Genomic DNA, 14,511 nt, shown 5'->3' with positions numbered 1-14,511 from the left:
CGCATGCGCCTGTCCCCAATCCCGCTATTTCGGCGCCGGCCCGGTCGAGGCCCGCACCATCAGTTCGAACGGCACCAGGGTGTTGCCGGCGATCTGCTTGTCTCCCGCCGCGCTGGCCACGATCAGCATGTCGGCGGCCTTCTCGGCCATCTTGGCCACGGGCTGGCGCACGGCCGTCAGGGACGGCACGCTCAGCCGCACGCCGATCGTATCGTCATAGCTGAGGATCGACAGGTCGCCCGGCACCGCCAGGCCCCGCGCCTGGGCGACGCTGACCGCGCCCAGCGCCATCTGGTCGTTCGACGCCATGATCGCGGTCGGCGGCTCGGGCAGGTCCAGCAGCGCCTCGGCCCCGGCCACCCCGGCCTCGAACGTGAAGTCGCCCTTGTAGATCCGTTCGTCCGGCACGGGCAGCCCGGCCGCCTCCATGGTCGCCTGGAAGGTCTCGACCCGCAGGATCGACGACGAGAACTTGTAGTCGCCGGCGATCATGCCGATGCGCGTATGACCCAGGCCCAGCAGGTGCTTGGTCGCCTGCCGCGCCGCGGCCCGGTCGTCCATGTAGACCCGCGGCCCCTGCCCGCGCACCGGCGTGTTCAGGCGCACGAAGGGAATGTTGCGCTTCTTCAGCGCGCCCAGCACCACCGGGTTCTCGCAGTTGGGCGGCGTCAGGATCACGCCGTCGGGCTGCAGCGACGACAGCACCGCGGTGATCTGCTTCTCCAACTGGTCCGACTCGCGGTCGACCAGTTCGAACATCAGGTGGTAGCCCGACTGCTCGCAGCGCAGCATGGCGCCGTACAGCATCTGGTCGATCCACTCGTTGCCGCGCTCGCTGCGCCAGTTGTCCAGCGTCAGGCGGCGATCGTTGAAGGCGACCAGCAGGTAGGAGCGCGACCCGGCCATGGTCCGCGCGGCCTTGCTGGGGCTGTAGCCCAGCTTTTCCACGGCCGCGAGCACGCGCGCTTTCAGGTCCGGCGTGACGTTGGGCTCGTCGTTGAGCACCCGCGACACCGTCTTGACCGACACGCGCGCCTTTTCGGCGACATGGATGATCGTGGCCGGCCGCTTCGCCATGCAGAATCCGTTTCCCCCCAGGGTTCGAGCGACCGTAACCGGCGTGAAACATTCTGTCTGCCCCCGTGCCGCTTGACGTCTATGGGAGCGGTATCATTTAAGACCCTGCATTGATCTCAGAGACCCATCTCGAAAGAACGAGGGAACGCGCCTTGACCATCACCGGTGAACTTCTGATCGACGGCGGCGCACGCCACGGCGCCGGCGGCTCGATCCTCGCGGTCGACCCCAGCACGGGCGGCGCGTTGGACGTCACCTTCGGCGGCGCGACCAAGGCCGACCTCGACGAAGCCTGCGCCCTCGCGGCGGCGGCCTTCGGTCCCTACCGCGCCACCTCGCCCGAGCAGCGCGCCGTGTTCCTGGAAACCGTCGCCGCCAAGATCGAGGCGATCGGCGATGACCTGATCGTCCGCGCCATGGCCGAGACCGGCCTGCCCCGCGCCCGTCTGGAAGGCGAACGCGGTCGCACCGCCGGCCAACTGCGGATGTTCGCCGGCGTGCTGCGCGACGGCGGCTGGCTGGACGCCCGCATCGACCCGGCACAGCCGGACCGCAAGCCCCTGCCCCGCGTCGATCTGCGCCTGCGCAACGTGCCGCTGGGCCCGGTGGCCGTGTTCGGCGCGTCGAACTTCCCGCTGGCCTTCTCGGTGGCCGGCGGCGACACCGCCTCGGCCCTGGCGGCCGGTTGCCCGGTGGTGGTCAAGGCTCACCCGGCCCACCCCGGCACCTCGGAACTGGTCGGCCGCGCCGTCCAGGCGGCGGTCAAGGAATGCGGCCTGCCGTCGGGCGTGTTCGCCATGCTGCACGACAGCGGCATCGAGATCTCGCAAGGCCTCGTGGCCGACGCCCGTATCAAGGCCGCCGGCTTCACCGGTTCGCGCCGCGCCGGCCTGGCCCTGCTGGCCATCGCCCAGGGCCGTCCCGAGCCGATCCCGTTCTATGCCGAGATGAGCAGCATCAACCCGGTGCTGCTCCTGCCGAACGCCCTGAAGGCGCGCGGCGCGGCCATCGCGCCGGAGTTCGTCGCCGCCCTGACCCAGGGCGCCGGCCAATTCTGCACCAACCCCGGCCTGATCCTGGGCATCGACGGCCCCGAGCTGGACGCCTTCCTGGCGGCCACCGCCGAGGTCATCGCCAAGGCCCCGGCCGGCCAGATGCTGACCCCCGGCATCTGCAAGGCCTTCGCCGGCGGCGTGAAGTCCCTGGCCGAGACCGCGGGCGTCACCGAAGTGGCCCAAGGCCTGGAAGGCGGCCACGGCCAGGGCCGCGCGACCCTGTTCTCGGTGGACGCCCCCACCTTCCTGACCACCCCGCACCTGCAGGACGAAGTGTTCGGCGCCGCCTCGCTGGTGGTCCGCGCCAAGGACCTGGCCCAGTTGACCCAGGTGATCGCCGCCCTGGAAGGCCAACTGACCATCGCCGTGCACATGGACGAGGCCGACACCGACCTGGCCCGCGCCCTGCTGCCGGCCCTGGAGCTGAAGGCCGGCCGTATCCTGATCAACGGCTTCGGCACCGGCGTCGAGGTCGGCCACGCCATGGTCCACGGCGGCCCGTTCCCCTCGACCTCGGACAGCCGCTCGACCTCGGTCGGCTCGCTGGCCATCTTCCGCTTCCTGCGCCCCGTCTCGTACCAGAATCTGCCAGCCGCCCTGCTGCCGGCGGAACTGCAGGACGCCAACCCGCTGGGGATTGCGCGTCGCGTGGATGGGAAGGTCGTGCTGGCCTAGTTCACCACCTGTCGTTCCAAGCCCTCCCCCTATGGGGGAGGTGTCGGCGAAGCCGACGGTGGGGGGAGTGATCGGCCCACGGCCGCACCCCGGATCGACGATCCGAAAACTCCCCCCACCGGCCTTCGGCCGCCTCCCCCACAGGGGGAGGATTTAGCCATAGCCCCCGCCGCCCGGCGTCTCGATCACGATTGAATCCCCCGTCAGGACCTCCACCGCGTCCGTCGCGCCCAGCACCTGCACCGAACCGTCCGCCCGCTCGACCCGCGCCGCGCCCAGCATCCCTTCACCACCACCCGCCAGCCCGAACGGCGCCACGCGCCTCCGGTTGGAAAGCAAGGTCGCCGTCATCGGCTCCCTGAACCCGATCTTCCGCACCACCCCGTCACCGCCGCGATGCGCGCCCGCCCCGCCCGAACCCCGCCGGATCGAGAATGCCTCGACCAGCACCGGATAGCGGCTCTCCAGCACCTCCGGATCGGTCAGGCGGCTGTTGGTCATGTGGGTCTGCACCGCGTCGGCGCCGTCGAAATCGGGCCCCGCCCCCGCCCCGCCGCAGATGGTCTCGTAGTACTGCCGCCGGTCGTCGCCGAAGGTGAAGTTGTTCATCGTGCCCTGCGCCGCGGCCATCACGCCCAGCGCGCCATAGAGGCTGTCGACCACCACCTGGCTGGTCTCGACATTGCCCGCCACCACCGCCGCCGGATAGCGCGGCCGCAGCATCGAACCCTCGGGGATCACTAGTTCGACCGGCCGCAGGCAGCCGTCGTTCATCGGAATCTCGTCGTCGACCAGGGTGCGGAACACGTACAGCGCCGCCGCCCGGCAGATCGAGGCCGGGGCGTTGAAATTGGTCGGGACCTGGTCGCTGGTGCCGGTGAAGTCGACCCGCGCCGTGCGGGCAGCGCAATCGACGGTGATCGCCACCTTCACCACCGAGCCATCGTCCAGCTCATAGGCGAACGCGCCGTCCGCCAGGGTCGCCAAGACGCGCCGCACCGCCTCCTCGGCGTTGTCCTGCACATGGGCCATGTAGGCCTCGACCACGTCCTGGCCGAATTCGGCGACGAGGCCGGTAAGCGACTCCGCCCCGCGCGCGCAGGCCGCCACCTGGGCCTTGAGGTCGCCAATGTTCTGGTCGGGATTGCGGGCCGGCCACGCGCCCGACGCCAGCAGGGCTCGCACCTCGGTCTCGCGGAACCGCCCGCCCTCGACCAGCAGGAAGTTCTCGATCAGCACCCCCTCCTCCTCGACGGTGCGGCTGTTGGGCGGCATCGAGCCGGGGGTGATGCCGCCGATGTCGCCCTGGTGGCCGCGCGCCGCGACATAGAAGGTCAGCAGACCTGCCGTATCGAACACCGGCATGACCACCGTGACGTCCGGCAGGTGGGTGCCGCCGTTGTACGGGGCGTTGAGCATGTAGACGTCGCCGGGCTTCAGGCCCCGGCCGTCGTGCAGCCGCCCGTCGCGGATCGCCCGCACGCTATCGCCCATCGAGCCCAGGTGAACGGGCATGTGCGGGGCGTTGGCGATCAGATCGCCGTCGCGGCTGAAAAGCGCGCAGGAGAAGTCCAGCCGCTCCTTGATGTTGACCGAATAGGCGGTGTTCTGCAGGGCGAAGCCCATCTCCTCGGCCACCGCCATGAACAGGTTGTTGAACACCTCCAGCATCACCGGATCGGCCTTGGTGCCGGCCGCCTGGCGCGGCGCCAGGGCCGCGACACGGTCGATGATCAGGTTCAGGTGGCGATCGACCGTGGCCCGCCAGCCCGGCTCGATGACGGTGGTGCCGGTGTCCTCGCGGACGATGGCCGGCCCAGCCACCTCGCCGCCGATAGGCAAGGCGGCGCGGTCTAAGACGGGCGTGGCGTGCTCCGCCCCGGCCATGCGGGTGGGTACGACCGCCAGGGGATCGGGCTTGGAGTCCGCGCCGAAGCCCAGATCGGGCGCTTCGCCGGCGTCGGCATGGCCGATGGCCTCGACGGCCAGGGCTTCGACGACCAGCGCCGTGCTCGGCGAGACGAAGCCGAAACGGCGTTGATGCAGGGTTTCAAAGGCCTCGCGAACGGCGGACGCATCGCCCAACGGCACGCGCAGCGGCGTGTCGGTCCCAGCGTACTTGACCAGCAGGCTGGCGATCGTCTCGACACGGATCAACGGCACATTCTGCGCCCGTAGCGCCGCCTCCGCCTCGCCGGCCAGGACCTCCGCGCGGGCCGCCAGGTCATCGGCCGCCTCGGCCAGCGGCCGCTCCACCGTCGCCTCGCGCAGGGTGCGCAGATCGGCCAGGCCCATGCCGTAGGCGCTGAGCACCCCGGCGAACGGGTGGATCATCACCTCGGTCATGCCCAGGGCGTCGGCCACCAAGCAGGCGTGCTGGCCGCCCGCTCCGCCGAAACAGGCCAGGACGTACTTGGTGACGTCGTAGCCGCGCTGGATCGAGATCTGCCGCACGGCCTTGGCCATGTTCTCGACGGCGATGGTCACGAAGCCCTCGGCGATCTCCACGGGCGTCATGGTCTTGCCGGTCGCGGCGAGAATCTCGGCCGTTAAGGTTTCAAACTTGGCCACGACCACATCGCGGTCCAGCGGCTGGTCGGCGTTGGGCCCGAACACCGCCGGGAAGAAATCCGGCGACAACTTGCCCAGCATGACGTTGCAATCGGTCACCGTCAGCGGTCCGCCGCGCCGGTAGCAGGCTGGCCCCGGGTTGGCGCCGGCCGAGGCCGGACCGACGCGGAACCGCGCTCCGTCGAAAGAACAGATCGAGCCGCCGCCGGCCGCCACGGTGTGGATGTTCATCATCGGCGCGCGCATCCGCACTCCGGCCACCACGGTCTCGTAGGCCCGCTCGTACTCGCCCGCGAAGTGGCAGACGTCGGTCGAGGTGCCGCCCATGTCGAAGCCGATCACCCGCTCGAACCCGGCTTGGGCGGCGGTCTTGGCCATGCCCACCACCCCGCCGGCCGGACCGGACAGGATGGCGTCCTTGCCTCGGAAGGCGTGGGCGTCGGTCAGGCCGCCGTTGGATTGCATGAACAGCAGCCGCGTCTCGCGCCCCAGGGCGTTCGCCACCTTCTCGACATAGCGGCGCAGGATCGGCGACAGGTAGGCGTCGACCACCGTCGTGTCGCCGCGCCCGACCAGCTTCATCAGCGGGCTGACCTCGTGACTGACCGACACCTGGGTGAAGCCGACCTCGCGAGCGATCGTCGCGACGCGGACCTCGTGATCGGTGAAACGGAAGCCGTGCAGCAGCACGACGGCCACGGCCCGGAAACCGGCGTCGAAGGCATCCTGAAGACCCGCGCGGGCCGCCGCCTCGTCGAGCGGACGCAGCACCGCGCCCTCGACGGCGATCCGCTCGTCGATCTCGACCACGCGGGTGTAGAGCGCCTCGGGCTTGACGATGTGACGGTCGAACAGCTTGGGCCGGGCCTGGTAACCGATGCGCAGGGCGTCGGCGTGTCCCTGGGTGATCGCCAGGACTGTCGGCTCGCCGGCCCGTTCGAGCAGGGCGTTCGTGGCGACCGTGGTGCCCATCTTGACCGCGTCGATCCCGGCCTCGCCCTCGAGCAGCGCCCGCACGCCGGCCACGGCCGCGTCGTCGTATTGCTCGGGATTTTCGGAAAGCAGCTTGTGGGTCAGCAGCGACCCGTCCGGACGCCGCGCGACGATGTCGGTGAAGGTGCCGCCGCGGTCGATCCAGAACTCCCAGCCGCGGTCGGTCATGTCTCGAAGGCTCCCAACAGTGGGACCCCTTTTGAGGCTGAGGCCCGCCCGCATCAAGGGCGGACGGGCCTCGTCACGTCAAAGCACGTGGAACAGGTACAGCAGCAGGATGATCGGCAGCGGGATGCCCAGCAGCCAGAGGAAAATGCCCTTCATCGAAGCCTCCTAGACGCTGGGGGTGATCACGACGCGGGCGCGCCGATGCCAGACGGGATGGCGGGCGCCGAGGCGACCGCCGGCCACGGCGCCGATCGCGCCCAGCACCATGGTCGCCACGCCCCACCAGGCCAGGCTGGCGGTGACGTCGCCGGCCTGCTCGGCCGCGGCCTTGGCGTCGGCGTCGCTGACCCGGTCGTCCGGACCCGAGACCTCGTCGGCCGCCGTGGCGTAGGCCGTGGCTGCCGTGTCGCCGCCTTGCAGAAGACCGCCGACGCTGCTGCCCAGGCCCGCGAAGGCCAGGACGAAGGCCACGCCCCAGACCGCCAGGCCCTGGAACAGGCCCCGGTGATGGTCCGGATACTTGGCGGCGCGGGCGGCGATAAACGCGCCGACCTGCAGCGCCACGGCGTTGGAGAACGCCACCCACAGGCCGCCGCCGATCGTCAGGGCCTTGGCGTCGCCGCTGTCCATGGTCCAGGGGTTGGCGGCGGTCGCGCCGATGGCCAGGCCCAGCATGTTGAGCAGGGCTCCCAGCGCGATGGCCACCGCCACGCCCGCGATGACCGCGCCCCACGAGATCAGCGGGTGCGCATAGACGTCTTCGTGAAATTCCGATGGCGATAGGTCGCTCATCTTCCCATCCTCCCACAGTTCAGATGCGGGAGAACGGAGAGACGGGGATTTCGGTTGCGTTAGGCGCGGAAGGCCTCGATCCCGGCCCAGATCCCAAGACCCAGGAAGATCAGCGCCGCGCCGGTCCGCACGTACTTCAGCGGCACGATCTTGGTCGCCGCCTCGCCCAGGTACACGGCCGGGATATTGGCGGCCATCATGCCAAGCGTGGTGCCGGCCGCGACCCAAAGCACGTCGTGGAAGCGCGCGCCCAGAGCCACCGTGGCGATCTGGGTCTTGTCGCCCATCTCGACCAGGAAGAAGGCGATGGTGGTGGTCAGGAACACGCCGTAGCGACCCGCGCCGCCGGGCATGTCGTCGTCGGCCTTGTCGGGGATCAGGGCCCAGGCGGCCATGGCGACGAACGAGACCGCGATGGCCCACTTGAACCAGGCGCCGTCGAACAGGCCCGAGACCAGCGAACCGGCCAGGGCCGCCAGGGCGTGGTTGGCCAGGGTGGCGACCAGGATGCCGAGAATGATCGGCACGGGCTTCTTGAAGCGCGTCGCCAGGATGATGGCCAGCAGCTGGGTCTTGTCGCCGATCTCGGCGATAGCGACCACGAGGGCCGAAACGAGCAGGGGTTCCATGGATCTAAAAACACCGTCCGGGCCGAGCGCACGCCAATAGCATCGGAGACCCCGCCCAGCCCGGAACGGAAACCGACGCCATTGGTCTCGCCGCGGAAGCCGGTGGCTTCCTTCACCCGCGCCATATCCCGAAGGATAAGTGTGTTGACGACGGGCCCCGCTGATAGGCGCGGGCGGCTACTCCCCAAAGGTGGCGGGTTGGTAGCGGCGTTGGTCCTGGAGGTCAAGGCGATGAAAGGTCGCGATGCGGCTGGGGACAGGCGCATGCGCCTGTCCCCGTCCTCCTAGACCGCCGCCGGTCCGTCGAACCGCATCACGTGCATCGACACCCGCACCTTGCCGCCGGTGAAGCTGCCGCCCGCGGCCGTGATCACCACCGGCGTGTCGGCGTAATAGGCCGTCGGGCCGATCACCCCGACGTTGCTGGCGTTCTTGGCAACGCCCAGCGACGAGCCGAACTTGCCCGCCTCGCCGGCCACGCCGCAGCTGTACGAGGTCGCCCCCGTGATCGCGACGCTGGTGCGGGTCGAGACGCCCAGCACGACGGCGCGGCTGGGGATCGCCACGCTGGTGGCGACCGAAGCGCCCGACAGGGTCACCTCTTGTTCGAGGATCTCGAACCGGGTGGAGGCGAAGAACGGCGAGCGGGCGGCGGTCAGGTTCTTGAAGGTCGAGGACAGCGGGGTCCAGTTCTCGCCGTCGTGGATCAGGGCCAGGCCCTCGTCGATGATCCAGGCCAGCCAGCCGGCCCTCGGCGTCAGGTCTTGCCAGACGCCGTCAACATAGTGGGCCAGCAGGCCGGCGGCCTTGTCGAACCAGGCGGCGCCGGTCGCGCCGGAGGGCAGGATGTGCATCGCCCCGTCGGACGGCGAGGCCGGCAGGGTGGCGACCGTACGGCTATGGACCGCCAGTTGGACGAGGCCGTCCAGCTTGCCGAGGGCCTCGTTGACGGTGATGTGCTTTTGGGCCTGGCCGGCGGCCACGAAGGGCAGCGACAGGCGAGGCGTCGTGTCGTTGGACATGGGAGCTCCTGGAGGGTTTCAACGCCTCCAGTTTCCCCCCGCCGGGAGTCCCGGAGGACCGACGGCTGTCGATCCCCCTGCCCGTCCCCGCCTACTGGGCCGCGAAAGCCAGGCGGTTTCCCGAAGTCAACGCCGTCTTGGCCGCCAGCTCCGCCTTGGCGTTCTCGTACTGCTCCGCGAACTTGGCGACCAGTTCGCCGGCGGTCAGCACCGCGTCGATGGCGCCGACGCCCTGGCCCGAACCCCAGATGTCGCGCCAGGCCTTGGCCTCCTGGTTGCCGCCCGAGCCGAAGTTCATGGCCGAAGGGTCGCTGACCGGCAGGTTGGCGGGGTCCAGCCCCGCCCGCTCGATCGACTGGCGCAGGTAGTTGCCGTGCACGCCGGTGAACAGGTTGGAATAGACGATGTCGTTGGCCGAGGCCTCGACGATGGTGTCCTTGTAGCCCTGGGGCGCGTTGGCTTCCTGGGTCGCGATGAAGGCCGAGCCGATATAGGCCAGGTCCGCGCCCATGGCCTGGGCGGCCAGGATCGAGCGGCCCGAGGCGATCGAACCCGACAGCGCCACCGGCCCGTCGAACCACTGGCGGATCTCCTGGACCAGGGCGAACGGCGACAGGGTGCCGGCGTGGCCGCCCGCGCCGGCGGCCACCGGGATCAGGCCGTCCGCGCCCTTCTCGATGGCCTTGTGGGCGTGCTTGTCGTTGATCACGTCGTGCAGGGTGATGCCGCCGTACGAGTGGATCGCGCCGTTCAGGTCCTCGCGAGCCCCCAGCGAGGTGATCACCACCGGCACCTTGTGCTTGACGCACATGGCGATGTCCTCCTCGAGCCGGTTGTTGCTCTTGTGGACGATCTGGTTGACCGCGAACGGGGCCGAGGGGGCGTCGGGATTGGCCCGGTCATAGGCCGCAAGCTCCTCGGTGATCCGCGCCAGCCACTCGTCCAGCTGCGAGATCGGCCGCGCGTTCAGGGCCGGAAACGAGCCGACCACGCCGGCCTTGCACTGCGCGATGACCAGGTCGGGATTGCTGATGATGAACAGCGGAGACGCGATGACGGGCAGGCGCAGGCGGTCGCGCAGGATCGGCGGCAAGGCCATGAGGGACGTCTCCTTTGGGGCGACCGCTCCGGGCCGCTCATGTAAACAGCGTTAGCTTAAACGGTCGTTCGGGCCGTGCGCAAGCGCTTGACCTACCCTAGGGCACAGGCGCATCTGCTGGCCAAAACAAGAAAATGCTGCGGTGCAGGAGACAGACGTCGTGAATCACCCGCCCACCCCGCTGGCCGAGGATTTTGGCGCCCCGGATCGGTCCAAGTGGATGGCCCTGGTCGAGAAGACCCTCAAGGGCCAAACGTTCGACGACGCCCTGATCACCCGGACTCCCGACGGCATCGCCATCCGTCCGCTGTACACCGCGGAAGATGGGGTGGCCGTGGCGCGCGACCTGCGGGCCCGCGACGCCGAGCGTCCCTGGGACCTGCGCATGCGCGCCGCCCACCCCGATCCCCGCCAGGCCGCCGCCGAGATCATGAAGGACCTGGAAGGCGGCGCGGCGTCGGTTTTGCTGGCCCTCGACCCCGCCGGCGTAAACGGCGTCGCCGTGGGCTCGACGCAGGACCTGGCCCAGGCGTTGAGCGGCGTGCTGCTGGACCTGGCCCCCGTCGCCCTGGACGCCGGCTTCCTGGGACCCAAGGCCGCCGACTGGCTGGGCGGCCTGGCCAAGGCCGCGCCCAACGCGCCGATGGCCTTCCACATGGATCCACTGACCGCCTTCGCCCAGGCCGGCGTCAGTCCCGGGCCGATCGAAGGCCACCTGATCTCGGCCGCGACGGTCGGGGCGCGGCTGTCCCAGACCTACGCCAAGGCCAGCCTGATGCTGGCCACCGGCCGCGCGGCGCATGACGCCGGCGGCTCCAACACCGAGGAGCTGGCGGTGATGGCCGCCTGCGCCCTGGCCTACGCCAAGGCCCTGGTCCGCGCGGGCCTGTCGATGGAAGAGGCCTTCTCGCGCATCACCCTGGGCGTCAGCCTGGACGCGGAATACTTCACCGGCGTGGCCAAGGTCCGAGCCGCCCGGGCCTTGTGGGCGCGGATCACCGACGCCTGCGGCGTGTCGGTTCCGGCCGTGATCGAGGCCCGGTCCTCGCAGCGCATGCTGACCCGGGCCGACGCCTGGACCAATCTGCTGCGCCTGACCTCCGCGGGCTTCGCCGGCGCGGTCGGCGGGGCCGACGCCATCGTGCTGGGCGCCTTCACCGACGCGATCGGCCTGCCCACCGCCTTCGGCCGCCGCCAGGCCCGCAACACCCAGCTGGTGCTGATGGAGGAGAGTCATCTGGGCCGCGTCGCCGACCCGGCCGGCGGGTCCTGGTACCTGGACAGCCTGACCGACCAGTTGGCCCGCGCCGCCTGGGGCGGCTTCCAGGCCATCGAGGCGGCCGGCGGGATCGTCAAGGCGCTGGAGAGCGGCCTGATCACCGACATCGTCGCCGCCACCCGGGCGGCGCAGGAAGCCGCCTTCGCCGACAAGAGCCGCAAGATCCTGGGCGTCACCGCCTTCCCCAACGCCGACGACAAGCCGGTCGAGGTGGCCACGCCCAAGACCGATGACTTCGCCGTCGATCCGCCCAGCGCCCGCGTGCCAGGACCGGACTCCCGCTGCCCGCCCCTGACGCCCATCCGGTTCTCGGCCGCCTTCGAGGGAGCGCAAGCATGAGCCAGTTCCCCGACTTCACGAACGTCGCGTTCGAGACCGGCCCGACCGCCGCCGCCCCCGAGGGCGCGGCTTGGGTCACGCCCGAGGGCGTCGACGTGGCCCCGGCCTTCACCGCCGACGACACGGCGGACCTGGACTTCACCGACGGCTATCCCGGCGTCGCGCCCTATCTGCGCGGCCCCTACCCGACCATGTACGTCACCAACCCGTGGACGGTGCGGCAGTACGCGGGCTTCTCGACCGCCGAGGACAGCAACGCCTTCTATCGCCGGAACCTGGCGGCCGGCCAAATGGGCCTGTCCGTGGCCTTCGATCTGGCCACCCACCGCGGCTACGACAGCGACCATGAACGGGTGAAGGGCGACGTCGGCATGGCCGGCGTGGCCATCGACTCGATCCTCGACATGCGCACCCTCTTCAGCGGCATCCCGCTCGACAAGATGAGCGTGTCGATGACCATGAACGGCGCGGTGCTGCCGATCCTGGCGCTCTACATCGTCGCCGCCGAGGAACAGGGCGTCAGCCCCGACAAGCTGTCCGGGACCATCCAGAACGACATCCTCAAGGAGTTCATGGTCCGCAACACCTACATCTATCCGCCCGCCCCCTCGATGCGGATCATCTCGGACATCTTCGCCTTCACCTCCGAGAAGATGCCGAAGTTCAACTCGATCTCGATCAGCGGCTACCACATGCAGGAGGCCGGGGCGTCGGCCGACCTGGAGCTGGCCTACACCCTGGCCGACGGCGTCGAATATGCCCGGGCCGGCGTGGCGGCGGGCATGAGCATCGACACCTTCGCGCCCCGCTTGTCGTTCTTCTGGGCGATCGGCATGAACTACTTCATGGAAGTGGCCAAGATGCGCGCCGCCCGGCTGCTGTGGGCCCGGCTGATGAAGCGCGAGTTCGATCCCAAGGACGATCGGTCGCTCAGCCTGCGCACCCACAGCCAGACCTCGGGCTGGTCGCTGGCGGCCCAGGACGTGTTCAACAACGTCTCGCGGACCTGCGTCGAGGCGATGGCGGCCGTCAACGGCCAGACCCAGAGCCTGCACACCAACGCCCTGGACGAGGCCCTGGCCCTGCCCACCGATTTCTCGGCCCGCATCGCCCGCAACACCCAGCTGTTCCTGCAGATGGAGAGCGGCACGACCCGCGTCGCCGACCCGTGGGGCGGCTCCTACTATGTCGAGCGCCTGACCCACGACCTGGCGGTCAAGGCCCTGGCCCACATCGAGGAAGTCCAGGCCGTGGGCGGCATGGCCAAGGCCATCGAGCAGGGCATCCCCAAGCTGCGCATCGAGGAAGCCGCCGCCAAGACCCAGGCCCGCATCGACGCCAATCGCCAGAGCGTGGTCGGGGTCAATCGCTACAAGCCCGAGGTCGTCGACGAGATCCCGATGCTGAAGGTCGACAACACTTCGGTGCGCAACCAGCAGCTGGAGAAGCTGGCCCGGCTGAAGGCCGAGCGCGATCCGGCCAGGACCGCCGCCGCACTCAAGGCGCTGGAGGACGGAGCGCGAGGGACCGAGAACCTGCTGGCCCTGGCCGTCGACGCGGCCCGGGCCCACGCCACGGTCGGCGAGATCAGCCTGGCCATGGAGAACGTCTTCGGCCGCCACCGCGCCACCATCCAGTCGATCCAGGGGGTCTACATGAAGGAAGCCGGCAGCGACCCGGCCGCCGCCCGGGCCAAGGCGATGGTCGAGGCCTTCGAACAGGCCGACGGCCGCCGCCCGCGCATCCTGGTCGCCAAGATGGGCCAGGACGGTCACGACCGCGGCCAGAAGGTGATCGCCACCGCCTTCGCCGACCTGGGCTTCGACGTCGACATCGGCCCGCTGTTCCAGACCCCGGCCGAGGCCGCCAGGCAGGCGGTCGAGAACGACGTCCACATCGTCGGCGCCTCGTCCCTGGCGGCGGGCCACCTGACCCTGGCCCCCGAACTGAAGGCCGAACTGGCCAGGCAGGGACGCGGCGACATCATGATGGTGGTCGGCGGCGTGATCCCGCCCCAGGACTTCCAGGCCCTGCGCGACGCCGGCGCCGCGGCGATCTTCCCGCCCGGCACGGTGATCGCCGAGGCGGTGATCGAGCTGCTGGACAAGCTGAACAAGCAGCTGGGCTACACCCAGGGCGAGGCGGCGTAGGGGCTGCCTGACAGCGGACAGCGGCTCACGCCCTTGCCCCCTACGGACCGCTTCGCGGTCGTCTTCCCCCATAGGGGGGAAGAGGAGCGTGAGCGCGGCGTCCTCCGCCCCCTCGCCGCGACAGACCGCGCAGCGGTCAGGTGGGGGCAAGTGGGTGTGATCCCACGCGGAAACCCGCTGAGCTTGATGGGAAGGGTGCGAAGCGCCCGGGCCTTGCCCGGATGATTTGCAGTTGTGAATACCGTTTCGACGAAGTCAGACGCTTCGCGCGGCCGTTATCCGGAAGCCTTCGGATCGCGGATTTTTAACCCGCTCCGATGGAGGCCCCCGACGGGCGGAGCATTGGCTTGCTCCGGACCGCATGGGCGATTTCAGCCCACGCCTGCCGCGTCCGCCGATCCTCCGCCGCCTGGGTTTCGTCCCGACTAAGGGGAACCTGCCCAGGACCGTCGCGAAGGCTGTCACCGAAGACCACCGACAAACGCTTCCCGCTCGACCACCCCCGAAAGCCGCATCGGTCGCCGTACGTGCGCCCTCCCCGTGCTCTCAGGTGCAAGCAGGATACGGGCGGTTCGGAAGGGTGAGGACCAAATCGGGTCGAGAAAGTTCAAGGCATTGAAAACGCTCAACTCTGTTCGCTATCCGCCGAGCATGGCGGTCAG

At 69.8% G+C, this 14,511-nt stretch carries 9 protein-coding genes and 1 riboswitch; of the genes, 3 read left to right on the top strand and 6 right to left on the bottom strand.

Annotated features, from left to right (window positions below; genetic code table 11):
• Window positions 1-24 precede the first annotated feature (24 nt).
• Complete coding sequence (locus tag AC1DMQ_RS23910) at window positions 25-1,077, bottom strand: LacI family DNA-binding transcriptional regulator (RefSeq protein WP_477036031.1); 1,053 nt, start codon at window positions 1,075-1,077, stop codon at window positions 25-27.
• A gap of 152 nt (window positions 1,078-1,229) precedes the next feature.
• On the opposite strand from AC1DMQ_RS23910, the gene AC1DMQ_RS23905 reads away from it, so the two are divergent.
• Complete coding sequence (locus AC1DMQ_RS23905; protein ID WP_477036030.1) at window positions 1,230-2,807, top strand: aldehyde dehydrogenase (NADP(+)); 1,578 nt, start codon at window positions 1,230-1,232, stop codon at window positions 2,805-2,807.
• Between the two features lie 153 nt (window positions 2,808-2,960).
• Here AC1DMQ_RS23905 and AC1DMQ_RS23900 read toward each other — a convergent pair whose 3' ends face one another.
• The 5 genes from AC1DMQ_RS23900 to AC1DMQ_RS23880 all read right to left on the bottom strand — a co-directional run bounded on the left by AC1DMQ_RS23900 (window position 2,961) and on the right by AC1DMQ_RS23880 (window position 10,081).
• The gene (locus AC1DMQ_RS23900; protein ID WP_477036029.1) at window positions 2,961-6,539 is read right to left on the bottom strand and encodes a hydantoinase B/oxoprolinase family protein; all 3,579 of its coding nucleotides are present in this window, start codon (window positions 6,537-6,539) and stop codon (window positions 2,961-2,963) included.
• A 165-nt stretch (window positions 6,540-6,704) separates the two neighbouring features.
• Entirely contained in the window at window positions 6,705-7,331 is a 627-nt protein-coding gene (locus AC1DMQ_RS23895; RefSeq protein ID WP_477036028.1) for a hypothetical protein, read from the bottom strand.
• Between the two features lie 59 nt (window positions 7,332-7,390).
• Complete coding sequence (locus AC1DMQ_RS23890) at window positions 7,391-7,960, bottom strand: TMEM165/GDT1 family protein (RefSeq protein WP_477036027.1); 570 nt, start codon at window positions 7,958-7,960, stop codon at window positions 7,391-7,393.
• A gap of 63 nt (window positions 7,961-8,023) precedes the next feature.
• Window positions 8,024-8,158: riboswitch (yybP-ykoY riboswitch) on the bottom strand.
• An 86-nt stretch (window positions 8,159-8,244) separates the two neighbouring features.
• Window positions 8,245-8,982 carry a DUF2793 domain-containing protein gene (locus AC1DMQ_RS23885; RefSeq protein WP_477036026.1) on the bottom strand — a complete coding sequence of 246 codons (738 nt, stop codon included), beginning with the start codon at window positions 8,980-8,982 and terminating at the stop codon, window positions 8,245-8,247.
• A 91-nt stretch (window positions 8,983-9,073) separates the two neighbouring features.
• Window positions 9,074-10,081 (bottom strand): NAD(P)H-dependent flavin oxidoreductase, encoded by a 1,008-nt coding sequence (locus AC1DMQ_RS23880; RefSeq protein WP_477036025.1) that lies wholly within the window; start codon window positions 10,079-10,081, stop codon window positions 9,074-9,076.
• Window positions 10,082-10,301: 220 nt separating this feature from the next.
• On the opposite strand from AC1DMQ_RS23880, the gene AC1DMQ_RS23875 reads away from it, so the two are divergent.
• Both AC1DMQ_RS23875 and scpA read left to right on the top strand, forming a co-directional pair.
• Window positions 10,302-11,699, top strand: a complete 1,398-nt coding sequence (locus AC1DMQ_RS23875; RefSeq protein WP_477036057.1) for a methylmalonyl-CoA mutase family protein — start codon at window positions 10,302-10,304, stop codon at window positions 11,697-11,699.
• Complete coding sequence (scpA, locus tag AC1DMQ_RS23870) at window positions 11,696-13,849, top strand: methylmalonyl-CoA mutase (RefSeq protein WP_477036024.1); 2,154 nt, start codon at window positions 11,696-11,698, stop codon at window positions 13,847-13,849. The genes AC1DMQ_RS23875 and scpA overlap by 4 nt, the downstream gene beginning before the upstream one ends.
• Window positions 13,850-14,511 lie beyond the last annotated feature (662 nt).

The organism is Caulobacter sp. 05L422 (genome assembly GCF_056397765.1).
Note: the sequence above shows the minus strand (reverse complement) of the source record. Positions and strands in the feature narration are given on the sequence as shown.

Coding starts and splice junctions, on each gene's coding strand:
- AC1DMQ_RS23910 (WP_477036031.1), bottom strand. CDS start 1,077: ATGGCGAAGCGGCCGGCCACGATCATCCATGTCGCCGAAAAGGCGCGC.
- AC1DMQ_RS23900 (WP_477036029.1), bottom strand. CDS start 6,539: ATGACCGACCGCGGCTGGGAGTTCTGGATCGACCGCGGCGGCACCTTC.
- AC1DMQ_RS23895 (WP_477036028.1), bottom strand. CDS start 7,331: ATGAGCGACCTATCGCCATCGGAATTTCACGAAGACGTCTATGCGCAC.
- AC1DMQ_RS23890 (WP_477036027.1), bottom strand. CDS start 7,960: ATGGAACCCCTGCTCGTTTCGGCCCTCGTGGTCGCTATCGCCGAGATC.
- AC1DMQ_RS23885 (WP_477036026.1), bottom strand. CDS start 8,982: ATGTCCAACGACACGACGCCTCGCCTGTCGCTGCCCTTCGTGGCCGCC.
- AC1DMQ_RS23880 (WP_477036025.1), bottom strand. CDS start 10,081: ATGGCCTTGCCGCCGATCCTGCGCGACCGCCTGCGCCTGCCCGTCATC.
- AC1DMQ_RS23875 (WP_477036057.1), top strand. CDS start 10,302: ATGGCCCTGGTCGAGAAGACCCTCAAGGGCCAAACGTTCGACGACGCC.
- scpA (WP_477036024.1), top strand. CDS start 11,696: ATGAGCCAGTTCCCCGACTTCACGAACGTCGCGTTCGAGACCGGCCCG.